Below are 22,832 nucleotides of genomic sequence, written 5' to 3'. Positions count from 1 at the left end.
GTAGGCACCGCGGGGCGAGCGTTCGTGCCGTTTCGGCACGCAATCGTGCTGATCGGCGCATCGCCCGCGCCGGGCGGCGCGGGCGGCGGGTTCAGCCGCCCGGCGCCTCGCCGTCGTCGCGGGACGGCGCGGTGCGCCAGATCGCGTCGAGTACCGGATGCGATTCGTTCCGGCGCCGGTACAGCGCGATGTCGAAGCCGATCTGCCAGTCGGCGCCGCCGACGATCGCAAGCTCGCCGCGCCGCACATCGTCCGCGACGAGCCGTTGCGGCAGCCACGCGAGGCCCAGCCCGCGCCGCGCCATCGCGAGGATCGCTTCGTAGGAGTCGGCCTGGTAGACGGGCCGCAGCGTCGGACGGTTCGGCATTTCGGCGAGATGGCGGGCGAGCACCGCGCGCAACGTCAGCGTGCGGGCGAACGCGAGCCACGGCACCGGCGCCTGCCCGGCCGGCAGCCGGTAGCGCGCGCTGCCGCGCGCATCCAGCGCGCTGACGGGCACCAGCACCTCGCGCGCGACGGACAGCCAGTCGAAGCGGTCGCGATCGATCAGCAGCCGCGTGTGCGGGCTCGAATAGACGATCAGCATGTCGGCTTCGCCGGCCGTGAGCTGCAGGATCGCTTCCTCGGCGCTGCCGGTCGACACGGTCGCCGTGAAAAAGCCTGCGCGCGCAACCGTCTCGTCGTACCAGTCGGGGAAAAAGGTGGCCGACAGCGTGCGGCCGGTCGCGATCCGCAGGTTGTTCTCCAGCACCGGCGACGCTTCCTGCAGTTGCGTGCGCGCGCCGTGCAGGATGTCGAGCGCGTTCGACGCGGCGTCGAGGAAGACGGTGCCGGCCGCCGTCAGTTCAAGCGGCTTCGTGCGCGCGATCAGCCGGGCGCCAACCCATTCCTCCAGCGAGCGGATACGCCGGCCGAACGCCGGATGCGTGACGAAGCGGTTTTCGGCCGCACGCGTGAAGCTGCGCGTGCGGGCGAGTTCGACGAAGTCTTCGAGCCATTTCAGTTGCATGGCCTGGCTCCTGGGTGGGCGGTGAGGGGCTGCACGGTGCGCACGCCCGCATGCGGGGCGAACGGGCCGGCCGGTATCGGCGGTGTGGCGCGAACCGCGCGTGCCGACTGATCCTACAGCGCCTGCGGCGCATCGCGCAGCACGGTGCGCAACGCGGTGTCGAACGGCGTCGCGCAATCGATCCCGAGTGCACGCACGCGCGATGCGTCCAGATGGCAATCGTACGGGCGCGGTGTCGCGTCGGTCGGCTGTTCGATCGGCGTGAGCGATGCGTCGATGCCGAGCGCGGCCGCGATTCGTTGCGCGATGTCGTGCTTCGTCATCGGCTCCTCGCCCGACCAATGGCGGATGCCCGTCACGGTTTCACCTGCGAGGTGACGCAGCGTCAGGGCCCGGATGACTTCCGCGACGTCGGGCGTATAGGTCGGGTAGCGGATCGCCCATGCGTCCATGCCGACCGCGCCGGCGCCCGGCCGCGCGGACGCGACGATCGCCGGGACCAGGCTCGTGACGGCCGATTCGCTCCAGTCGGCAATCGGGCCGAACAGCAACGGCAGGCGCAGCACGCAGGACAGCGGCGACGCGGCGAGAAGTGCCGCCTCGCCTTCCAGTTTGGTGCGGCCGTAGATGTTCAGCGGGTTCGGGGTGGCGTCTTCGCTGTACGGTGCCGCTTTGCCGTCGAAGACATAGTCGGTCGAAATGCCGAGCGTCCATGCGCCGTGTCGCGCGGCGAGCGCGCCGATGCGGGCCGGGGCCGTGACGTTGATCGCGCGTGCGGCAGCGGGATCGCGTTCGCAGACGTCGGGACGGCGCTCGGCTGCGCAGAGAATGACGGCCGCCGGCTTGCGGGTTTCGAACAGGTGTTCGAGGGACGGCTGGTCGAGGACGTCGAGTTCCGCGATGTTTTCCGGTGGCAGCGCGAGCCGTCTTGCGCCGGCGCTTTGCGGGTTCCGGAGGGTCGCCAGCAGCGTCAGCGACGATTCGCGAGCCAGGGTTGCGGCAACCGCGCGGCCGAGGAGGCCGGACGCGCCGATGAGGAGGATGGTGGGGACATCGGTCGACGAGGCTGGATTGGGCACGGGCGGCAAGGCGAGTTGAATGGAGGGGCGCGGGATCGCGTCAGGCGTTCCTGCGGCAGTCGTGCCGAGGATAGCGGAAAAAGCGGCACGGCCGGCGGTCCCGGCAATGGCGCGACCACGTCATCGGGATTGCGGGCGCCGGGACTCAGGGACGGGTTCGTCTCGACGCCGACGCGCCCACCTCGCGCCAACCGGCCAGACTGCGTCGTCCGGGAACGACCGTCTTGCCGGCCGCGTGACGCTGCTGCGCGCCGCATCGCGCTGCCGTTCCCTGCCCGCCCGGCCACGCGCACACTGGCGGCGCGGCGCCGGTCTTCGCCGCACGGCCTTGCGCCGAACCCGGCCGGCGTCGACACGCGGCGGGCCCGGTTGCGACTGCTGGCGGCCGACGCATCGGGCACGACGCCGAGCCCGCCAGCGACAACTTCGCGACCGGCCACCGTCTTTCCATCCCCAAAGAACCAGGCCCGGCACGCTTTCGCGCACCGGGCCCGCTTCCCCGGACAGGACCGTCCGTCGCGTTACTTCCGGTCGACCGAATACCGTCCCGGCCCGCTCAGCGCGAGCAACAGCAGCCCGCCGATGATGCTCACGTTCTTGTAGAAGTTGATCATCGCCATGTACTGCTCCATCCCCTGCAGCGCCCAGTAGCGATGGCCGATCAGCGCGGTCGCAAGCGTATAGGCGGCAAACGCCAGTGCGAGCGGACGCGTATAGAAGCCGATCGCGATCAGCACGCCGCCCACCAGTTCGACCGCCACCGCGATCGCGGCCGCCAGCTCGGGCGCCGGGTTACCCGTCGACGCCATGTAGGCGACCGTGCCCGAAAAGCCGTTCAGCTTCTGCCAGCCGAACAGCACGAACAGGATCATCATCAGTACGCGAGCCGCCAGCAGCAGCTCGTCCTTCTTCGACTCCAGCGAAACGTAACGCATAGCAATCACCCTTGAATTGACGGTTTGATGCATCCGGTGCCGATGCGCGCCGCATCGGTGCGCCAGGCCGGCAACGGACCATTCCTCGCGCAATCGGACGGCAAGCCACCGGGCCCGCCGCCGAAGAATCCGTCCGGTGCGCCGCGCTTGCCGGCGCGCTCCGGATCGGTTCTGGCGAAGCACGGATGCAGTCTACTGTCTCACTGAAAATCATCAATCCGCCGAAACATGATTCGCTGTCTCGAATCAGTGGACAATCGGAGGAAACCGGCTCGTCACGCGGCGTCCTGACCGCCGTTCAGCCCCCTTCCCTCCTGTTTCAGGAATGTGAAACGTCGCCACATCTTTGTCGTGACGGGATTCAATCGATATTGCGCTCTCGAATTGACATGCACCGTCCAGTGCCGTGCATCCCATCCGTTATTCAGTCATGCGCTCGATGTGTGATTCACCGGCGCTCGCTTCGTCCCGGCTACCAGGCCGGATTTGCAATCGACGCCGCATCCTGTTTCGAGCGACCGCACATGGCCCGGAAATGCGCTGCGTCGAAGAAAAACATCTCGCATGCATGCGGCCTGGTGTCGCACGTGGCAGTGCAACGCCCACCAGACAAGGCTCACCGCCCGATATCCGCGAGCACGGACACGCTCGCCACACCGTTCATCCGCTTGATGTTTAGTGCGATGAACGAAAAACATGTCATCAAACATCCATGCTTTCAGAATGTTTTCAATGCCGTCGAAAATCCCTCAATAAATGCAATTAAAATCATGGTCTTGTGCTGAAACTTCGCATGCCTTCGCCGCACCCCGCACTTACCTTCCCCTCGTCACAGTTTTCACAAGAATAATTACAAAAAATTACCAATTAATACCGATTTAAATATACGATAGCGCACCGATTCCTTCTTACGTTTTCCCGACAGCCCCCGCGAACCGCGGTGTGCGTTGTGCGGGAAGCGGCATGCAGGCGAATCGCCACGAGCCCGCGCGGATCGCCGCAGGCAGGCTCGGCAGCCGTTCGTCACAGGATCGCCTTTCAACCGGAGTCACCCATGGCAACGAACTCGCCCGTCAACAGCAGCGCGAACGCGAACGGCCTGTTGCAGCAGGCCGCGCAATCGATCATCAACGGTTCCACCGGCAACCCGGCGATGGATGTCGGCTCGCTCGTCAAGACGCTGGTGAACGCGAAGACGGCCGGCCGGGTCGCGACGCTTGCCGCCGCACAAACGACCGGCAATACGCGGATTTCCGCATTCGGCGCGCTGTCGGCGGCGCTGAGCGCGCTCGACGCAGGCCTGACGTCGCTGAAGAACGGCGCGCTGCAGTCGACGTTCAACGCCGTCGCGAGCGGCAAGGGCCTGACCGCGACGGCGGGTGCCGGCGCGGTCGCCGGCACCTACACGGTGGGCGTCACGCAGATCGCGACCGCCCAGGCGCTGTCCTCGGCGGGCTTCAACGGCAGCAAGGCGCTCGGCACCGGCACGCTGACGCTGTCGCTCGGCAGCCAGTCGTTCAAGGTCGAGGTCGGCAGCACGAACAACACGCTGTCGGGCATCGCGGCGGCGATCAACTCCGCGTCGGGCAACCCGGGGATCAGCGCGACGGTCATCAACGGCACGGACGGCGCACACCTCGTGCTCGCGTCGTCGAAGACGGGCTCCGCGAACGCGATCAGCGTTGCGGTCGGCAACGTGGCCAACGACAGCGGCCTGTCGAGCCTCGGCGTTACGTCGACGCCCGACACGGCCGGCGGCGCATCGAAGATCGACTCGGCGAACAGCGCGGCCGCATGGCGGCAGAGCGCCGTCGCACAGGACGCGAAATTCACGATCAACGGGATCGCATCGACCAGCGCGAGCAACGCGGTGTCGGGCGTGTTGACGGGCATCACGCTGAACCTGTCGTCGGCCGCGGTCAGCGCGACCGATACGCAGACGCTGACGGTCAGTACCGACACGAAGTCGCAGGCAGCCACGATCACGAATTTCGTGAACCTGTACAACACGGCCGTCAAGACGATGGGCGCACTGTCGAGCTACACGGCAGGCGCGAGCACGCAGGGCGCGCTGATCGGCGATTCGACGCTGAACACGATCCGCAACTCGCTCGCGTCGATCGTTGCGCGCGGCGTCGAGACCGGCGCCGCCACCGAGAAGGGCAACGGGCACGTGAACCTGCTGTCGATCGGCATCAAGCTCGAGAAGGACGGCACGCTGAGCGTCGACGCCGCGAAGCTCGACGGCGCGCTGTCCGCGAACCCGGCGGGCGTCGCGCGCCTGTTCAATCCGGAGAACGGGATCGGCACGCGGCTGGCCGACCAGATCACGCAGTTCACGAAGAAGAACGGGATGATCGACGTGCGCACGAACGCGCTGACCGCCGATCTGAAGCGCGTGACGCAGCAGCAGTCGGATCTGTCCGACTACGCCACGCAACTGACCAAGCAGTATCAGGCGCAGTTCACGTCGCTCAACACGCTGATGGCCAAGATGAACTCCAACACGCAGTACCTGACCCGGCTGTTCGGCGGCGCGAACAGCAGCGGCGCGCTGTCGAACAAGTAAGCGGCCGGGCAGCACGTTGCGCGCGACGGTTCGAGCCGTCGCGGGCGGCGTCCTGCATGGAAAGGAAGTGGTTCATGCCCGGCCGTGCGCAAGCGCTTGCCGGGTTCGCGTCGTCGCGGCCGCCTGGCCGTGTGCGGTTTGCCTGAAACAGGCAGGCGTCAGCCCAGACCTTCGACGCGGTCGGCGAACAGATCGATGGCGCGCGACACCTGACGCCCGAAATAGCCTGGCCGCTCGCGCTCGTAGGCGCGCAGCAGCGACGTACATTCGCGCTCGGCCCAGCGCCACACGGGGCCCTGCTTCGCGAATACCGGATGATCCTGCAGCTCGGCCGGGACCGCGTGCTCGTCCTCCCAGCCCCAGAAATAGGCCTGGTAGGTCCGGGCGAACGGCATGCCCAGTTGGTCCGCGACGGTCTCGTCGTGGCGCAGCGTGAAGTCGACGATCTCCTTGCGCGTGTGACCGTCGGCGTCGTGGCGCGCTTCGATCCAGCAGTGATATCGCGCAAGCTGCGACAGATGCCGTGCGGTGCGGCGCCGCTCGCGCGTCGTGCACAGCGCATACAGGTTGCCGGCGCCAAAATCCATCACTTCGCCGCCCGCGAACGGCCGGTAAGATTTGCCGGTCAACAGCGTCAGCACCTGCGCGCCGACGATCGCATAGTCGGCACAGCGCATGTAGCCGCTGCGCGTCGTCGCCTCCGACACGCTCCGGTGGACGGCCTCGTCGATCACGGCGTGCAGCATGGCATCAACCGGTGCCGCCAGGATCGGTGGCTGGCTTGTCGTCGTCACGTGTTGCATGAGGGGGCGAATGCGGATTCAGCGGTTCATCGGTAAAAAACACTCCGCGGCATAATATTACGAATCGTTACGGGAAGCGAAGAAGCGATTGCACAGATTTGTGCGCTTTTGTCGTGCGACGCAGAAACTTGCGCGGGGCGGCCGGCGGACGCGGCGAAACGCGCGGCGCGGCGAATCGAACAACCGGGCATCGGCGCCACGCTCGCGGGCGGCTCGAGTCGGGATGCGGAAGATGAAAGCCGGGCGGCACGACGACGCGGCGCCGGCGGGTGGCGCCGCCATCGCCTCAATCGGGCATCGCGGCGGTCGGGTCGCATGCGCGACGCCGGTTTTTCTCGCGGCCAACGGGCGGCCGCATGCACACCCTGCGATCACGCGCCGCGGCACCCGCGCGGCGCGCATTATGCCCCGGCGATCCGCCGGCGGAAATGTTCGGTTCCGGCCACGATCTTGTCGAGCACCGCATCGAGCGCCCAGAATCGCTCACGCACGTCGTAGTCGATCGCTCGGCACTTGATCGACGCGAAGGTGCCGATCCGCTGATGGTAAAGCTTCGCGAGCGCCGGGTAGCCCAGCGCTTCCGACACGGCCGACACCACCAGGAACGTGGACAGCTCGTCGGCCAGCGCCGGATTCGATTCGCCCTGCGTGCGCAGCCACCGGTAGAGATCCGGGTGGAAGTTGGTGAACACGCCGTTGAAACCGGCGGAACCGGCTTTCATCGCGTCCCATGCAATCGCGGCGTTCGCGTTCAGGATCTTCAGCGGCGACCCCGCGGCAAGCGCAACCCGCCGCTTCACCGTCGCCAGATCGCAGCTCACGTCCTTGAGCATCACGAACCGGCCCGTGTCGATGCACGCGCGCAGTTCGTCGTCCGACAGCAGCCGCCGGTAAGGCGCCGGACACTCGTACAGGCCGAGCGGGAGATCCGACGGCAGTCGCGCGAGCAGCCGGTGCAGATGGTCGAGCAACGCGGCGCTGCCCTTGCATTGCGGATCGAGCCGGTTGGTCACGAGCACGACACCCTGCGCACCCGATTCGGCCGCCGCGCACAGCTCGGCGGCTTGCGCGTCGAGATCGTCGCTGATGTGCCCGGACGCGACGACCGGCACGCGGCCGGCCACCCGCTCGACCACGAAGCGTGCGAGTTCCGCGCGTTCGGCCAGACTCAGGAACTGCATCTCGCTCGATTGCGCGACCGCGAACAACGCATCCGAGCCATGCGCCAGATACCATTCGATGAGCCGCTCGAGCCCGGCGTAGTCGATCGCGCCGGCGTCGTCGAACGGCGTCAGCATCACCGGCACGATCCCCTCGATGGTCACGTTCGATTGCTGCGGGTGTTGCATCTGTTTCTCCTTCCTTCAGTGAATGCGGATGCGGGCTGCGCGCTCAAGCCGGCAACGGTCCGGGCGCGGCGTTCGCGGCGTGTTCGGGAATCGGCTTGCGCACCAGCAGCAGGTAGGCCATCGCGCCGGCGAACGCGATCGCCGCGGCCGTCAGCAGCGCGGGCACGAACGACCATTTCTGCGCAATGATGCCTGTCAGGATCGGCGCAAGCGCGCCGCCGATGAAGCCGCCGAAATTCTGGATCGCGCCGAGCGACGCGACACGGCTCGGCGGCGCGGCCGCCGTCGCGAGCGCCCACGAGCAGGCCGACGCCGCGTTCGCGAGAAAGATCACGACCGAAATGCAGGCGAGCGCGACCGTGTTGCTCTGCACGAGCGCGGCCGGGATCGTGAAGGCGACCATCCCGAGCATCGCGACCACCACCGCGTTGCGCCGGCTCACGACCGGCGACCGGCTGCGGCGGGTCACCAGATCCGACAGCCAGCCGGCGACCAGCGAGCCGACGAACCCGCACAGGAACGGCACCGACGCGGCGAATCCGGTGCGGATCAGGCTCATGTGCCGCTCCATCGTCAGGTAACCGGGCAGCCAGGTCAGGTAGACCCAGTTCAGGTACACGGAGCCGAAGAAGCCGATCAGCATCCCCCAGGTCGTGCCGTGCGAGAACAGGCTGCGCCATTCGGCGAAGGTCAGTTTCGGCGCCGCGACGACGCTTTGCGCATCGGCATCGAGATAGCTGCGTTCGGCGGCGGACAGTTGCGCGCGCACCGGATCGCGATACAGCGCGAACCACACGACGGCGACGACGAGGCCGAGTGCGCCGGTCGCGACGAACGCCCAGCGCCAGTCGAACGATGCGACGAGAATCGACAGCAGCAGCGGCGCAAGCGCGGTGCCGAGCGGCGACGCCGCGTTGAAAATGCCGGTCGGCGTGCCGCGCGCGCGCAGCGGAAACCAGTTGCTCACCACGCGCGCGGCCGACGGGAACTGCGGCGCCTCGCCGATGCCGAGCACGATGCGCGCGACGATGAACCAGCCGAACGTCGACACGATGCCGCCCGCCGCCTGCGCGAACGACCAGACGATCAGCCCGATGCCGAGCAGCCGGCGCGGGCCGATGCGATCGACGAGCCCGCCGACCGGAAACTGGCACAGCGCATAGCTCCATGAGAACGCGGACAGCAGCAGCCCCATCTGCGCGAGCGACAGGCCGAGATCGCCGCGAATCGCCGAACTCGCGACGGCCAGCGTGCCGCGATCGAGATAGTTGACGATCCCGCTCGCCATCAACAGCGCGAGCGCGATGCGTTGTCCGCGCCGGATGCGTGGCGGCGCGGGCGGAACAGGTTGGTTTTCGTTCATGTCGGTTGTCTCCATGTCACTGGCATCGGCCGGTTCCGGCCGTTCCGTCGTCTGCGGAATTCAGGTATCCAGACGGATCGCTTCGTCGCGCGTCGGGATCGAGCTTTGCGCGCCGTGGCGCGTGACGCTGATCGCGGCCGCACGCTGGCCGAAGCCGATCGCGTCGTCCATCGATGCGCCGCCGGCGCGCGCGGCCGCGAACCCGCCGACGAACGTGTCGCCGGCCGCGGTCGTATCGACGGCCACCACCGCCATCGCCCGATGGCGGCCGTTCCCCGCGCTGCCGCGCCAGCAGACGCCGCGCGCGCCGAGCGTGACCAGCACGTTGCCGACGCCCTTCGCGCACAGTGCATCGGCGGCGCGCACGGCCGACGCATCGTCGCCGACGGCGATGCCGGTCAGCGATTCGGCTTCGGTTTCGTTGACGACGAGGTAGTCGACCCGCGCCAGCAACGCGTCGAACAGCGGCTGCGCGGGTGCTGGGTTGAGCAGCACCGGCGTGCGGTGCGCACTGGCACAGGCAATCGCGCGCGCGACTGTCGCGACCGGCACTTCGAGCTGGCACACGAGCAGCGCGGCCGCGGCGATCGCGTCGCGCGCCGCGTCGATCCGGCCGGCATCGAGACGCGCATTCGCACCAGGCACGACGACGATGCTGTTCGCACCGCCTTCGTCGACCGTGATCGTCGCCACGCCGGTCGCCGTACCGTCGATCCGGTGCAGGTGCGTCACGTCGATGCGCTCCGCCGCGAGCGCGCCGTGCAGGCGTGCCCCGAACGCGTCGTCGCCGACGCAGCCGATCATCGCGACCGATGCGCCCAGGCGCGCGGCCGCGACGGCCTGGTTCGCCCCCTTGCCGCCGTGAACGGTCTGGAATGCCGTGCCGAGCAGCGTCTCGCCCGGCACCGGCAGGCGCGGCGCGCGCGTGACGAGGTCGATGTTGACGCTGCCGACGACAGCGATACGCGGTGAAGTGGTGTCGTTCATGCTTGAATGTAATCGCTTACATTCGAGACCGACAAAATGGCCGAAGAGGCCGTCGTCTCTGAAAATTTCGCGATGCGGGTGGAATCCATGTCTGACATAATACGAAGCAGCAAGAAGATAGCGCTTACATTCTCACAGGATCGAATGCGGATGCAAGCGGGACCACCATGAATCGAGGGTAAACAATGACGCGACTGGCCACGCACGCCGCCGGCAGGCCCACCCCGCCGGGAGACAGCCGATGAGCACGCCTCCGTCCCGCGGTGGCGCGTCGCGGGCACGCCGCGGCAGCGGCCGCTCGGTGCTCGGCGATGTCGCGAAACTGGCCGGCGTGTCGACCGCGACCGTCTCGCGCGTGTACAACGATCCCGGCAAGGTATCGGCCGACGTGCAACAGCGCGTACGCGACGCGGCGCGCGCACTGAACTGGATTCCGAATGCAGCCGGCCGCGCGCTCGCGTCCACGCGCACGCACATCACCGGCGCGATCATTCCGACGCTCGACGACCAGGTGTTCGCATCGCAGGTCGCGGGCATGCAGACGGTCATGGCCGAGCACGGCATCACGCTGTTCCTCGGCTGCTCGAACTACGATCCCGCGCAGGCACTCGCGCAGGTGCGCGCGATGCTGTCGCGCGGCGTGGAGGCCGTGTCGCTGGTCGGCGAAGCGTATCCGCCGGAACTGTTCGAACTCCTGGCGTTGCATCGCGTGCCGTACGTCGTCACCTATGCGTATCGCGACGACAGCCCGCACTGCTGCATCGGCTTCGACAACCGCGCGGCGTTCGCACGGCTCACCGCGCACCTGCTCGACCTCGGTCACCGCGATTTCGCGATCATCATGCAGCCGTCGGCGGACAACGACCGCGTGCAGGCCCGCCTGCGCGGCATTCACGACACGCTGGCCGCGCACGGGCTCGCGGTGCGCCCCGTGCATCAGCACGAAGGGGCGGCCACGATCGCGTTCGGGCGGGCGAGCCTGCGCGCGATCGCGGCGCGCGATGCGGCGACGCGGCCGACCGCCGTGATCTGCGGCAATGACGCACTCGCTCTCGGTGCGTTGCTCGAAGCGCAGGCGCTCGGCATCGACGTGCCCGCGCAATTGTCGATCACCGGGTTCGACGACATCGCGCTCGCACGCGAGATCCAGCCGCCGCTGACGACGATGTGGGTCGACACCGACGCGATCGGGCGCCAGGCCGCGCGTGCGTTGCTCGACGCGCTCGAGAACGGCGCCACGGGGCCCGGCTGTGCGGTCCTGCCCGAGTTGCGCATGCGGGAATCGGCCGCGCCGCCGGCGCAGGTGCGTGCAACGCGCAAGACGTGAAGAAGTGCCGGGCGGCGGCGCCTGCTTACTGCATCACGTCGACCGGCAGCGTCTTGTCGAGCGTGTCGCGCCACGCGTTGATCGTCTTCGGCACGGTTTTCTTCCACGCCGGCACGTTCGAGTAGTAGCGCATCCGGACGTTGTTCCTTGCATCGAACACGAGCAGCCCGATCCACAGATCGGCGCCGCGGCGCATCACGATCGCCGCGTTCGTCGTCGCAATGCCGCGCACCCAGTACGACGTCACGTGTGCGTTGAGCCCATCGAGATCCTTCTCGTCGGCGCTGTCGTTCACCATGTCGACGAGCGTCTGATAATCGGCGCCGAGCAGCTTGTGCGCGGTCGCGTTCTGCTGCGCATCGGCGACGACCTTGAGGCTCAGCAGGTCGGCAGGCGGCCTGGCCCGGGACTGTGCGGCGCTCACGTAGTCGCCTGCGTACATGACGCCCGCGCCGGCGCCGCAGTCGAAATCGGCGCCTTGTTGCGTGACGCGGATACGCCCGCCCTTCCGTTCGAAATCGAGCCGGCACTTGTCCTTGCGGTAGGTACCGCTGTCGCCGTGCAGCACGATGTCGCCGTCAAGCCCGCCGGTATTCGCGCCGTTATTGGCCCCCAGCTCGAAATGCAGGCGCGGCGCCGTGCCGGTCAACGTCAGCACGCCGCCGAACGACGGGTTGTCGCTCGTCATGTACCACGTCTGCTGCCAGCGGTCGGCGGCCAGCGGCGTACCGTTCAGGCTGGCGAGCCGTTCGCGGTAGCGATCGCCGAGACACGACGCGTCGCTGCCGCACTGGTCGCGCTGCTTGAGCCACTTCAACTGCGCGGCCTTCAGCGCGGCCGTATCGCCGCCCTTTGCGAGCGCCCTCTTCCACGCGGCCGACAGGTCGCCGTCGAGCTTCGACAGCGCGGCATCCGCGCAGATCGTCTTCTCGGTCGGCGAAGCGGCCTTCGCGCAGTCGAAACCGGCCGCGTGCGCGGCAACCGGCAGCAGCGCCAGCAGCGCCAGCAGCGCAGCCGCCGCGACAGATGGCAGGCGCGTGCGTCGCTTGTCGGATGCGGAAATCGCGGCGTGTTCGCGCGTATTCGATCGGTTCTGGATGGTCATCGGCTTGATCGTCGCAGGGTCGCGCACCTGTAGAAGCTACCTGCGCGCGACAGTCGAGGTAAAAACGCCCGGCCCGGCATGCAGCGCATGCCACTGCCCGCCGAAGCGTAACCCGAATGCGCGACGCCGATCAATCGACGTTCGATGTCATTGCAACCGCTTCCGCAGCCACGCTGCATTGCACGATACCGTCGCGTAACTCGGCTTCCGTCGCATGATCGAAGATCCCGATGAACACCATCGCGCCATCCCCTTCGTGCGGCGCCAGCCCTTCGTCTTCCATCGACGAGAACCGGATGCGCCGCGCGGCGACCTGGCACACGCGCGTGGCGACCGCACCGGCCGCGTCGGCCACGCGCACGATGCCTTTCGCGCGCAGGATCGTGCGCGGCAATGCTTTCAGCCATGCACGCAACCGCGCCTTGTCGAGTACGTCCGGCACGGCGACGGCGAGGCTTGCGAACGCCGGCATCGCGTCATGACCGATCGGCCGGTGCAAGCGCGCGATACCGCCCGGCAACGCGCAGCGATCAGGCACGGCCGTGTCGAACAGCAGCGCGAGCGGAATCTCGCCCGCCCGTGCCGCAACGACGACATCGGTCGGCGCGCACGCGCGCACGTCGTCGAGCACCGCATCGCGCCGTTCCGGTGCGACCAGGTCGAGCTTGGTCACGACGATCGCGCCGGCGCCGTCGAGCTGGCGCTGCGCCATCGCACCGACGAGCGGATCGGCCAGCGTGTCGCGCCACGCGAGTGCGTCGGCGACGACGAGCACCGATGTCAGCCGGAACGCCCCGTTCAGCAGTCCGATCTGCGCGATCTTCGCGGGATCGGCCACGCCGCTCGCCTCGACGAGCAGCAGTTCGGGCCGCACGTCGCGCGTCGCGACGCGCGTCAGCGCATCGACAAGTGCGCCGCCGATCGTGCAGCAGATGCAGCCGTTGTCGAGTTCGATCACGTCATCGCCGCGCGCGCGTACGAGCCGCGCGTCGATGTTCACCGCACCGAAGTCGTTGACGAGCACCGCGATGCGCCGGCCATGCGGCGCCTGCAGGATCGCGTTGACGAGCGTCGTCTTGCCCGCGCCGAGATAGCCGCCGATCACCGCGAGGTCGATCGGTGCAGGCGCGGGCGCGGCCATTGCAGCGCGCGCGCTCATCGCGGCGACCGGAACACGCGCCCGCCGAGCACGGTGCCCCACACGGCGAATGCCTTCAAACGCGCGGGCGCGCACACCGACGGATCGTCGTCGAGCACCGCGAAATCCGCATACTTGCCGACTTCGATGCTGCCGACGAGATGGTCCATCCGCAACGTGTAGGCCGCACCCAGCGTGATTGCATGCAGCGCATCGTCCACCGTCAACTGCTCGCCCTCGCCGAGCACACGCCCGGACGCCGTCTCGCGCTGCACCGCGCACCATGCGGTAAACAGCGGATTCAGCGGCGTGATCGGCGCATCCGAATGCAGTGCGAACGGAATACCGAGCCGCCGCGCGGAGCCGGCCGCGTCCATCCGGTTCGCGCGATCGGGGCCGATCGTCTGGCTGTAATGCGCATCGCCCCAGTAGTACAGATGATTCGCGAAGAAGTTCACGCACATCCCGAGCGCGCGAACGCGCTGGAGCTGCGCGGCGTCCGCCATCTGGCAATGCTGCAGCGTATGGCGATGATCGGGACGCGGATGGCGCGCGAGCAGCGTCGTCATCGCATCGAGCACGACATCGGTCGCTTCGTCGCCGTTGGTATGCACGTGCAGTTGCAGCCCCGCGCGATGGAACGGCTCGAACACGTCGACAAGTTGCGCGGGTGGAATCAGCCACAGCCCGTTCGGCTGCCCGCCCGCATAGCCGGGCCAGCGCACGCGTGCGGTGAAGCCCTGGATCGAGCCGTCGACGATGAATTTCACCGGCCCGAAATGCAGCTTGTCGGTGTTGCGTTCGATTTCGCCAAGCACGCTGTCGGCCGACCGCGCCGGATTGCGCTGCGGCGCGAATGCCGGCACGATCCGCACCGGGTAATCCGGATCGGCGGTCACCTCGTGCAGCGTGCGGTTGCCGTCGGCCGACAGGTCGTTGACGAGATCGGTGGCCGTCGTCACGCCCGCGAGCTGCGCGACGCGCCCGAAATTCCAGACCGCGTGCGGCTTCTCGCTCGCGGAAATCGCCAGCTTGCCACCGATCGTCTGATACACCGGCAGCATCGCCGCGAACTCCTGCAGCTCGCCGGTCGGGCGGCCGTCGGCGTCGCGCGACACGCCGTCGATGTCGGTGTCCTCGTCGATGCCCGCACGCGCCAGCATCGCGCCGTTCACGTTCATCAGGTGCACGCTCGCATGCAGGATCGCGATCGGCCGCCGCGCCGACACGCGATCGAGTTCGCGCACCATCAGCCGCGCGGTGCCGAAGAAGATCGGATCGAAGCCCCACGCGAGCAGCGGCCCGTCGTCGGTCATCGCGCGCTCGGCGTCGGCGAGCCGGTCGAGCACCGCGTCGAGCGAGCGCAGGCCCGGCCACAGCGTGCCGTCGGGGCCGCGCCGGTCGTAGTAGCCGACGTACACGGCATCCCACATCGCACCTTCCATCAGGTGGCAATGCCCTTCGACGAGCCCCGGCATCAACACCTTGTCGCGCAGCGTGTCGTCGGCCCCGCACGCCCCGAACCGCGCGGGCCACGCAGCCGCGTCGGTGGCGTCGCCGACCGCGAGGATGCGACCGTCGCGCACGGCGACGTGAGTGGCCGACGGCTGCGCCGGGTTCATCGTCAGGATGCGGCGCGCGGTGAAGACCGTCACGGGTGCGGCCGGAGTGGCGGATGCTTGCATGGGGGGCGGTTCTCCTTTGCGTCAGGATACGGCGTATTGCTTGACGGGACGGCCGTGCAGCATCGCATGCACGGCCGCGACGACGAGTACGTTGACGACGAGGCACACGAGGCCGAGGTTGATGCCGCCGAAGTCGACATGGAGCACGTAGAAGATCATCGCGAGCACCTGGCCGCAGATCATCCCGGCGCCCACCGCGACCGGCCGCACCTGGCGCCGTGCGAGCAGGATCAGCACGCCCGGCAGGAACTGCGTGACGCCGTAGTAGGTGGTGTTGATCAGCGTGAGCATCAGGTTCGGCGTGAGCAGCGTGGTCACGATCGACAGCAGCAGGTAGCCGACGATCACGTATTTCGCCGCGCGCTTCTGGCGCGACTCGGGCAGGTTCGGCATCAGGTTGCGCGTGACGATCGGCCCGATCGCGAGGCAGATGCCGGCCAGCACGAGCAGCCCCGACAGCGCGGCGCCGGCCGCGACGAGGCCGATCAGCCAGCCGGGCAGCAGGTGCGTGACGGCCGCGAAGAACGCGTCGTTCGGCGATGCGAGTGTCAGGTTCGCGGTAATCGCGTAATACGACGCAATCACGAGGAACGGATACATCAGCATGTACAGCGGCATCGCGACCTGCGTGCGCCGGATCGCGTTCGGCCCGCGCGCGGTGAAGAAATTCTGCGCGGCGAACGGCATCAGGAAGAAGCCGAGCGACTGGAACAGCATCGTGCTCATCGAAAAGCGCAATTGCGATCCGCTCATCGTGTTGCTGACCTGCCGGCTCGCGGCATCGAACACCGGATGCACGCCGCCGGCCTGCCACGCGACGGCGATGCCCGTCACGACGATCGCGAGCAGCATCAGGATGTCCTTCAGGATGGCGATATAGGCCGATGCGCGCACGCCGGAGATCGCGATGTAGGTGAACGCGAGCGCCGCACACACGAGGATCAGGTACAGCGGCTCGACGTGCCAGCCGAGCCCCTTGAGCGCCGCGACGAGCCCCGTGAACTGCAGTTGCCCCCACGGGATCAGGAACAGGATCGATGCGCACGCAACCACGAGCTCGAGCCCGCGGCTGCGGTAGTGCCCCTTGAACAGGTCGGGCAGCGTGATCGCGTTGTGGCGCTTGCCGGCCTCCCAGATCTTCGGGCCGATGAAATAGCCGATCGGGTAGGCCAGCAGGATGTAGCCGAGGAACCACACGCCGTAGGTCGGCCCTTTCGCGTAGATGCCGCCGGGAAAGCCGACCATCGTGCCGATGCTGTAGATCTCGCCGGCGGTCAGGAAGAACACGAGCGCCGTGCCGAACTGGCGCGACGCGACGAAGAAGTCATGCACGCTCTGCTTGCCGCGGCCGCGGCCGGATCGAACGGCGAGATAGAGCGACAGCGCGATCAGCGCGGCGAAGACGACCGTTGACATGCACACCTCTGCGAAGGGACGGAAAGCGTAGGGTTCGCCGGAAAGCGCGGGCGGCCGGCGGCCCGCCAGGAAGCGACGGCGCGCTACGCGGCGTCGCCCGCGCGGCGGTCGAACAGCATCCAGCACGCGAACAGGCAGCCGGACGTCAGCACGAACCACGCAAAGATCCACATGAAGATGAACGGCACGCCCAGCACGTAGCGGTCCTGCGCGGCGACCCAGGGCAGCACGCCCAGCACGCCGAGATACGGAATACCGATGCCGATCAGGTACCTGAGCATGCGCGTCTCCTCGAAAGCGGGTGTGTACGGGAATGACCCGGCACGGGTGCGGCAGGCAGCGCCTGTGCGGCATCCGGCGGTGAGTCCAGTATTCGAAGACAAAAAGACGCGGGATAGTGCCAGACGCCGGCAATCGCTTGGGCCAGCGGCGGGCGGCCCGGACGAGACGGGAAGATTTGCGCGGAAGCCGCGACGGCAATCCGTCGCGGGCGGCCGGTGCCGGCGATCGCGCGAACGGATGTCAGCCGTCGAACGGCGCCAGCTCGTAACTCGTGCTCCGGCCGCCGGACGACGAACGGCGCAGCACGCGATGCTCGACGAGCTCGGTGATATCGCGCAGCGCCGTGTCCTGCGAGCACTTCGCGAGGGCCGCCCACTTGGTCGTCGTCAGCTTGCCTTCGAAGCCGTCGAGCAGGCGATTCATCACCTTGACCTGGCGTGCGTTCATCGCGAAACCCGCGCAACGCTGCCAGAAGCGCGCCTTGATCAACACCGCGTCGAGCGTCGTGTGCGCATGGTCGATCGCCCTGCCGAGCGTATTCAGAAACCACGCAAGCCATTCCGTGACGTCGGGCGAGCCGCGCTGCGTGCGCTCCAGCACGTCGTAATACGCGTTGCGCTCGCGCTGGATCTGCGCCGACAGGCTGTAGAAACGCTGCGGACTCCGGTCGGCGCGCGCCAGGACCAGATCGCCGAGCGCGCGCGCGATCCGGCCGTTGCCGTCGTCGAACGGGTGCAGCGTGACGAACCACAGGTGGGCCAGGCCGGCCCGGATCAGCAACGGCTCGGCCGGCGCGGCATTGAGCCACGCGAGAAAGCGCGCGATCTCGTGCGCCAGGCGCGCGGCCGGCGGCGCCTCGAAATGCACGCGCTGCCGGCCGATCGGCCCGGACACCACCTGCATCGGCCCGCTGGCATCCGTGCGCCAGCCGCCGACCGTGATCCGCGACAGACCCGAATAGCCGGTCGGAAACAGCGCGGCGTGCCATCCGAACAGGCGGGCTTCAGTGACCGGCGCCGCCGCATGGGTCGTCGCGTCGAGCACCATGTCGACGACGCCCTCGACGTGGCGGTCGACCGGCGCCAGCGCGCCGATATCGACCCCGAGCCGGCGTGCAATCGACGAGCGGACCGATGCGACGTTCAGGTTTTCGCCCTCGATGGCGCTGGTCTTGACGACGTCCTCCGTCAGCGCGGCGAGGCTGGCCTCGTCGCGCAGCGCCAGGCCGATGTCCGCCAGCCGCCCCGCGAGCATGCCTTGCGCACGGCTGACGTCGGCCAGCGACGTGGCGAGGGCCGGCAGGTCGAAGCGCCACGCAGGCCAGTCGCCCGACTCCCAGATGAAGGTGTAATCTCCGCTCATGATGCGGAGATTATCGCACCGATTCACCGCAAGGACCCATAATCTCCGCAAAAAATGCGGAAATTAACCACCTCATTCACCGCAAACCCGCCCGTTACCGGTTCCGGCCTGCACCGCTCGCCCGCGCCGGCGCCGGCTCGCCGAGCCGCTCCGCGAGAAACCCGATGAACGTGCGCAGCGTGACGAACCCTTCCCGGTGCTGCGGAAACACCGCATTGAGCGTGATCGGCGACGGCGCGTACGCGTCGAGCACCGGCACGAGCGCGCCGCTGTCGAGCGCCGCGCCGACGATGAAGCGCGGCAGCAGCGCGATGCCGAGCCCCGCGATCGCCGCGTCGCGCACCACTTCGCCGTTGTTCGCGACGAGCGGCCCCTGCACGTCGAACGTGCGCGCCGCGCCGTCGACGCGGAATTCCCAGCCGACGCGCCGCTCGCGCCCGTACAGCAGGCACGTATGGCCGGCGAGCTCGGCCGGCGTCTGCGGCGTGCCCTGCCGCTTCAGGTACGCGGGGCTCGCGCACGCGATCATCGGCCACGCGCCGAGCGCGCGCGCGATCAGCGTCGAATCCTCGAGCGAGCCGATCCGCAGCACGAGGTCGAAACCTTCGCCGATCAGGTCGACCCGACGGTCGGTCAGGTCGAGGTTCAGCCGCACGGCCGGGTGCGCGGACAGGAATTCGGCGATCAGCGGCGACACGTGCGTGATCCCGAACGACAGCGGTGCGCTGATCTTCAGCGAGCCGTGCAGCTCGGTGCTGCGCACCGACATCGCCTGCTCGGCGTCCGCGATCTCGGCAAGGATGCGCTGCGCGCGCGCATAAAACTCCTGCCCGGATTCGGTCACCGCGAGATTGCGCGTATTGCGGTGCAGAAGCCGCACGCCGAGCGACGCCTCCAGCGCCATCGTGCGCCGGCTGACGAACTGCTTGGACAGCATCAGCTGGTCGGCCGCCGCCGTGAAGCTGCCCGCGTCGACGGTCGCGACGAAGATCCTCAGATCGTTGAGTTCCATATTGTCCACTCCATAGCGACAGTCATTATCTCTACAGCCATTTATTTGTCAAATCGATTGACCTAAGATGCATCTCAACGAACGGCCGGGCCCACTTCCGAGGTTCGGCGACTTCAAGGAAAAAAATCATGATCGAAATCCGTGCAGCAAACCAACGTGGCCGTGCGGAGCATGGCTGGCTCAGCTCCCGTCATACGTTTTCGTTCGCGAATTACTACGATCCGAAGCAAGTCGGCTTCTCCGACCTGCTCGTGATCAACGACGACCGCGTCGCCCCGGGCCGCGGCTTCGGTACGCACCCGCACCGCGACATGGAAATCCTGTCGTACGTGCTCGACGGCGCACTGGAACACAAGGACTCGATGGGCACCGGTTCGGTGATCGTGCCGGGCGACGTGCAGCTGATGAGCGCGGGCACGGGCGTGCGCCACAGCGAGTTCAACCACTCGCCGGAAACGCCGGTCCACTTCCTGCAGATCTGGGTCGGGCCGGCCGAAAAGGGTGCCGAGCCGCGTTATCAGCAGACGAATGTCACGGCCGACGACAAGCGCGGCAAGCTCGCACTCGTCGTGTCGCCGAACGGCGATGCCGGTTCGCTGAAGATCCGGCAGGACACCCGGATTTACGCGGGCCTGTTCGACGGCGACGAAAGCACTACGCTGGAACTTGACCCGAGCCGCTTTGCTTACGTGCACGTGGCGCGCGGCAGCGTGACGGTCAACGGCGTGACGCTCGGCGAAGGCGACGGCGCACGCATCCGCAGCGAACACGCCCTGACGATCGCCGACGGCAAGGATGCCGAAGTGCTGGTGTTCGACCTGCGTCCGGTCGAAGTGACGGCCGAGTGGGCATAACGCCCGTTCGGGAAACCGGGCCCCGCTGAACGCGGGGCCCTTTTAATCGGAGATTCGCAACATGGCCAAGGTTCTCGTTCTGTACTACTCGTCCTACGGGCACGTCGAAACGATGGCGCAACACATCGCGGAAGGCGCGAAATCGGTGGCGGGCGTCGAGGTCACGCTCAAGCGCGTGCCGGAAACGATCCCCGTCGATCAGGCCCGCGCGATCGGCGTGAAGGTCGACCAGGCCGCGCCGGTCGCCACGGTGGACGAACTCGCCGATTACGATGCGATCATCTTCGGCACGCCGACCCGCTTCGGCAACATGGCCGGCCAGATGCGCACGTTCCTCGACCAGACCGGCGGCCTGTGGATGAAGGGTTCGCTCGTCGGCAAGATCGGCAGCGTGTTCGCGTCGACCGGCACGCAGCACGGCGGCCAGGAAACGACGATCACGTCGTTCCACACGACGCTGCTGCACCACGGCATGGTGATCGTGGGCGTGCCGTATGCATGCAGCGGGCTCGTCAACATGAGCGAAATCACCGGCGGCACGCCGTACGGCGCGACGACGCTCGCGGGCGCGGACGGCAGCCGCCAGCCGAGCGCGAACGAGCTCGACATCGCGCGCTACCAGGGCAAGCACGTCGCGGAAATCGCGAGCAAGCTCGCGTCGTAACGCGGCGGCCTCGCGCCCCCGCTGTCCCGCACAGGACGAACGGCGCCGGATCAACCGGCGCCGTTCGTCCTGTGCAAGGCTTTCAGCCGTTACTGGCCCGAAGCCGGTGCAGCCGGCGCCGCCTTCGTCGCGGGCGCCTTCTGCGCGGCGTTCTGCGGATAGTTGCTCTGGTCGTTGGTCAGCCGGTAGCCGCTGCCAGTGCCGATCGCCTTCAGGTCCGACGCGTGCCGCGCACGCGCCGCCTTGCGCGCCGCCTTCTTCTGCGCCTTGTCGAGCTGCTTCTGCGTCGGCGCGGACGCCGGATCCTGCGCGTATGCCGCCGGCACGGCGGTCAACAACAGACCGAACGACGCCGTTACTGCTACTGCCACCGAAACCACGCGAGACTGCTTCATGGCCGGATCTCCTTGTCGATTGTTGATTGTGGATCGAACACCTGCGCGCACGCGACGGCTTGCGACAACGGCGCCGATGCAACGTTAGCCGATCACTGCACAAATGTCCGTGTGCGTTCCTGAATTCTCCTGATAACAGCCGCGATACATGCGCGCCGTGTGCGCCGTGTTTTCGGCAAATCGTCCGCGCCATCAGGGAAACCGATACCCCGGCGCCCGACGGGGCCCGCTCAGATCCAGCGCGACAGCATCGGCAGCAGGATCGGCACGACGAATGCGGTCAGCACGCCGTTCAGCCCCATCCCGAGCCCCGCGAACGCGCCGGTCTCCTCGCTGACCTGGAACGCGCGCGCCGTGCCGATCCCGTGCGACGCGACGCCGAGCGCGAAGCCGCGCACGGCCGGCTCGTCGACCCGCAGCAGATTCAGGATCCCGCGCGCGCACACCGCGCCGAAGATCCCGGTCGAGATCACGAGCACGGCCGTGAGCGACGGAATGCCGCCGATCTCGGCGGCCACCGCCATCGCGATCGGCGTCGTCGCCGATTTCGGCGCGAGCGACGCGATCGTCTGGTGCGACGCACCAAACAGCGCGGCGATGCCGACCGCCGACACGATCGCGGTCAGCGAACCCGCGAGCAGGCCGACGAGCAGCGGCAGCGCGGTGCGCCGCAGTTTCGACCACTGGCGATACAGCGGCAGCGCGAGCGCGACGGTCGCGGGGCCGAGCAGGAAGTGGACGAACTGCGCGCCTTCGAAATAGGTCGGATACGGCGTATGCGTGATCGTCAGCAGTACGACAATCAGCGCGACCGCGATCAGCACCGGATTCGCGAGCGGGTTGAAGCGCGCCCGCGCATAGACGGCCTGCGCGAACAGATACGCGACCAGCGTGATGGTCAGGCCGAGCAACGGGCTCGCGGCGAGATAGACCCAGATCGCGCCGAGTTTCGGAAAGGCCGTCATTGCGCGCCCTCCGCGGTGCCGCCCGCGCGGCGCTGGCGCCGCAGCAGCGCGCGCGTGACGAGCGCCGTCACCGCGATCGCCAGCGTGGTGCTGACGGCCAGCGCGACGACGACCGCGACCGCATCGCCGCGCACGCGGTCGGCCGACACCATGATGCCGACGCCGGCCGGCACGAACAGCAGCGACAGGTGACGCAGCAGTTCGAGCGCGGTCGGCTCGATCGCATCGGCCACCTGCGGGCGCAGCATCACGAAGCCGAACAGCAGCAGCATGCCGATCACGGGGCCCGGCACCGGCAGGCCGAACAGATAGGACACGCCTTCCCCGAGACACTGGAAGGTCAGCAAGACCGCGAACGCCTGCAACATGAACGGCTTCTCCCGAACGTGGCGGCGCGACCGTGGAGCCGCGCGGCCGGTGGGCCGGCGGCCTGCGGCGCCGGCGTAAACGATACGCGCGATCGTACCAACAATGCCCGCGACGCGCGCCTGCGCAATCGGCCCTGCCCGCCCACAGCCACTATCGTCATGCAC

General features: G+C 68.0%; 21 protein-coding genes. 4 read left to right on the top strand and 17 right to left on the bottom strand.

Annotated features, from left to right (window positions below):
* Positions 1-91 precede the first annotated feature (91 nt).
* The 3 genes from ACWMMN_RS32890 to ACWMMN_RS32880 all read right to left on the bottom strand — a co-directional run bounded on the left by ACWMMN_RS32890 (position 92) and on the right by ACWMMN_RS32880 (position 3,023).
* On the bottom strand, positions 92-1,009 hold the full coding sequence (locus ACWMMN_RS32890; RefSeq protein WP_059241207.1) for a LysR family transcriptional regulator: 918 nt from the start codon (positions 1,007-1,009) through the stop codon (positions 92-94).
* Positions 1,010-1,122: 113 nt separating this feature from the next.
* Positions 1,123-2,088 (bottom strand): dTDP-4-dehydrorhamnose reductase family protein, encoded by a 966-nt coding sequence (locus tag ACWMMN_RS32885; RefSeq protein ID WP_486424333.1) that lies wholly within the window; start codon positions 2,086-2,088, stop codon positions 1,123-1,125.
* A gap of 521 nt (positions 2,089-2,609) precedes the next feature.
* Positions 2,610-3,023 carry a DoxX family protein gene (locus ACWMMN_RS32880; protein ID WP_059241206.1) on the bottom strand — a complete coding sequence of 138 codons (414 nt, stop codon included), beginning with the start codon at positions 3,021-3,023 and terminating at the stop codon, positions 2,610-2,612.
* A 1,054-nt stretch (positions 3,024-4,077) separates the two neighbouring features.
* Here ACWMMN_RS32880 and fliD point away from each other — a divergent pair.
* Positions 4,078-5,592 (top strand): flagellar filament capping protein FliD, encoded by a 1,515-nt coding sequence (gene fliD / locus ACWMMN_RS32875; protein ID WP_256087674.1) that lies wholly within the window; start codon positions 4,078-4,080, stop codon positions 5,590-5,592.
* A 158-nt stretch (positions 5,593-5,750) separates the two neighbouring features.
* On the opposite strand, the gene ACWMMN_RS32870 is transcribed toward fliD, so the two are convergent.
* The 4 genes from ACWMMN_RS32870 to rbsK form a co-directional block, all read right to left on the bottom strand.
* Entirely contained in the window at positions 5,751-6,395 is a 645-nt protein-coding gene (locus tag ACWMMN_RS32870; RefSeq protein WP_256087673.1) for a hypothetical protein, read from the bottom strand.
* A 401-nt stretch (positions 6,396-6,796) separates the two neighbouring features.
* Positions 6,797-7,744 carry a dihydrodipicolinate synthase family protein gene (locus tag ACWMMN_RS32865; protein WP_059241203.1) on the bottom strand — a complete coding sequence of 316 codons (948 nt, stop codon included), beginning with the start codon at positions 7,742-7,744 and terminating at the stop codon, positions 6,797-6,799.
* A gap of 43 nt (positions 7,745-7,787) precedes the next feature.
* Complete coding sequence (locus ACWMMN_RS32860; RefSeq protein ID WP_174993577.1) at positions 7,788-9,107, bottom strand: MFS transporter; 1,320 nt, start codon at positions 9,105-9,107, stop codon at positions 7,788-7,790.
* Between the two features lie 60 nt (positions 9,108-9,167).
* Positions 9,168-10,094: a ribokinase gene (gene rbsK, locus ACWMMN_RS32855; protein ID WP_256087672.1), complete on the bottom strand. Its 927-nt coding sequence runs from the start codon at positions 10,092-10,094 to the stop codon at positions 9,168-9,170.
* A 241-nt stretch (positions 10,095-10,335) separates the two neighbouring features.
* On the opposite strand from rbsK, the gene ACWMMN_RS32850 reads away from it, so the two are divergent.
* Positions 10,336-11,421 (top strand): LacI family DNA-binding transcriptional regulator, encoded by a 1,086-nt coding sequence (locus tag ACWMMN_RS32850; protein ID WP_486424332.1) that lies wholly within the window; start codon positions 10,336-10,338, stop codon positions 11,419-11,421.
* 25 nt (positions 11,422-11,446) lie between these two features.
* Here the strand turns inward: ACWMMN_RS32850 and ACWMMN_RS32845 are convergent, their stop codons facing one another.
* The 7 genes from ACWMMN_RS32845 to ACWMMN_RS32815 all read right to left on the bottom strand — a co-directional run bounded on the left by ACWMMN_RS32845 (position 11,447) and on the right by ACWMMN_RS32815 (position 19,421).
* The gene (locus ACWMMN_RS32845) at positions 11,447-12,526 is read right to left on the bottom strand and encodes a lysozyme inhibitor LprI family protein (protein ID WP_256087671.1); all 1,080 of its coding nucleotides are present in this window, start codon (positions 12,524-12,526) and stop codon (positions 11,447-11,449) included.
* Between the two features lie 130 nt (positions 12,527-12,656).
* Positions 12,657-13,685, bottom strand: coding sequence for a CobW family GTP-binding protein (locus tag ACWMMN_RS32840; protein WP_404823524.1), 1,029 nt, complete (start codon positions 13,683-13,685; stop codon positions 12,657-12,659).
* Positions 13,682-15,349 carry an amidohydrolase gene (locus ACWMMN_RS32835; RefSeq protein WP_486424331.1) on the bottom strand — a complete coding sequence of 556 codons (1,668 nt, stop codon included), beginning with the start codon at positions 15,347-15,349 and terminating at the stop codon, positions 13,682-13,684. The genes ACWMMN_RS32840 and ACWMMN_RS32835 overlap by 4 nt, the downstream gene beginning before the upstream one ends.
* 21 nt (positions 15,350-15,370) lie before the next feature.
* Positions 15,371-16,765 (bottom strand): sodium:solute symporter family protein, encoded by a 1,395-nt coding sequence (locus tag ACWMMN_RS32830; RefSeq protein ID WP_059241198.1) that lies wholly within the window; start codon positions 16,763-16,765, stop codon positions 15,371-15,373.
* A gap of 83 nt (positions 16,766-16,848) precedes the next feature.
* Positions 16,849-17,046 carry a DUF3311 domain-containing protein gene (locus ACWMMN_RS32825; protein ID WP_059241197.1) on the bottom strand — a complete coding sequence of 66 codons (198 nt, stop codon included), beginning with the start codon at positions 17,044-17,046 and terminating at the stop codon, positions 16,849-16,851.
* 241 nt (positions 17,047-17,287) lie between these two features.
* Positions 17,288-18,409: a Fic family protein gene (locus tag ACWMMN_RS32820; RefSeq protein WP_340625826.1), complete on the bottom strand. Its 1,122-nt coding sequence runs from the start codon at positions 18,407-18,409 to the stop codon at positions 17,288-17,290.
* 94 nt (positions 18,410-18,503) lie between these two features.
* Positions 18,504-19,421 (bottom strand): LysR family transcriptional regulator, encoded by a 918-nt coding sequence (locus ACWMMN_RS32815; RefSeq protein WP_059241196.1) that lies wholly within the window; start codon positions 19,419-19,421, stop codon positions 18,504-18,506.
* Positions 19,422-19,549: 128 nt separating this feature from the next.
* Here ACWMMN_RS32815 and ACWMMN_RS32810 point away from each other — a divergent pair, with 128 nt between their 5' ends.
* Complete coding sequence (locus tag ACWMMN_RS32810) at positions 19,550-20,275, top strand: pirin family protein (protein ID WP_059241195.1); 726 nt, start codon at positions 19,550-19,552, stop codon at positions 20,273-20,275.
* Between the two features lie 61 nt (positions 20,276-20,336).
* Complete coding sequence (gene wrbA / locus ACWMMN_RS32805) at positions 20,337-20,939, top strand: NAD(P)H:quinone oxidoreductase (RefSeq protein ID WP_059241194.1); 603 nt, start codon at positions 20,337-20,339, stop codon at positions 20,937-20,939.
* An 89-nt stretch (positions 20,940-21,028) separates the two neighbouring features.
* Here wrbA and ACWMMN_RS32800 read toward each other — a convergent pair whose 3' ends face one another.
* From ACWMMN_RS32800 to ACWMMN_RS32790, 3 genes are all read right to left on the bottom strand, one after another.
* On the bottom strand, positions 21,029-21,334 hold the full coding sequence (locus ACWMMN_RS32800) for a hypothetical protein (RefSeq protein WP_059241193.1): 306 nt from the start codon (positions 21,332-21,334) through the stop codon (positions 21,029-21,031).
* 230 nt (positions 21,335-21,564) lie between these two features.
* Entirely contained in the window at positions 21,565-22,299 is a 735-nt protein-coding gene (locus ACWMMN_RS32795; RefSeq protein WP_059241192.1) for an LrgB family protein, read from the bottom strand.
* Positions 22,296-22,667, bottom strand: coding sequence for a CidA/LrgA family protein (locus tag ACWMMN_RS32790; protein WP_059241191.1), 372 nt, complete (start codon positions 22,665-22,667; stop codon positions 22,296-22,298). The genes ACWMMN_RS32795 and ACWMMN_RS32790 overlap by 4 nt, the downstream gene beginning before the upstream one ends.
* Between the last annotated feature and the right edge of the window lie 165 nt (positions 22,668-22,832).

This window comes from Burkholderia cepacia complex sp. TUM26381 (assembly GCF_057439935.1).
Note: the sequence above shows the minus strand (reverse complement) of the source record. Positions and strands in the feature narration are given on the sequence as shown.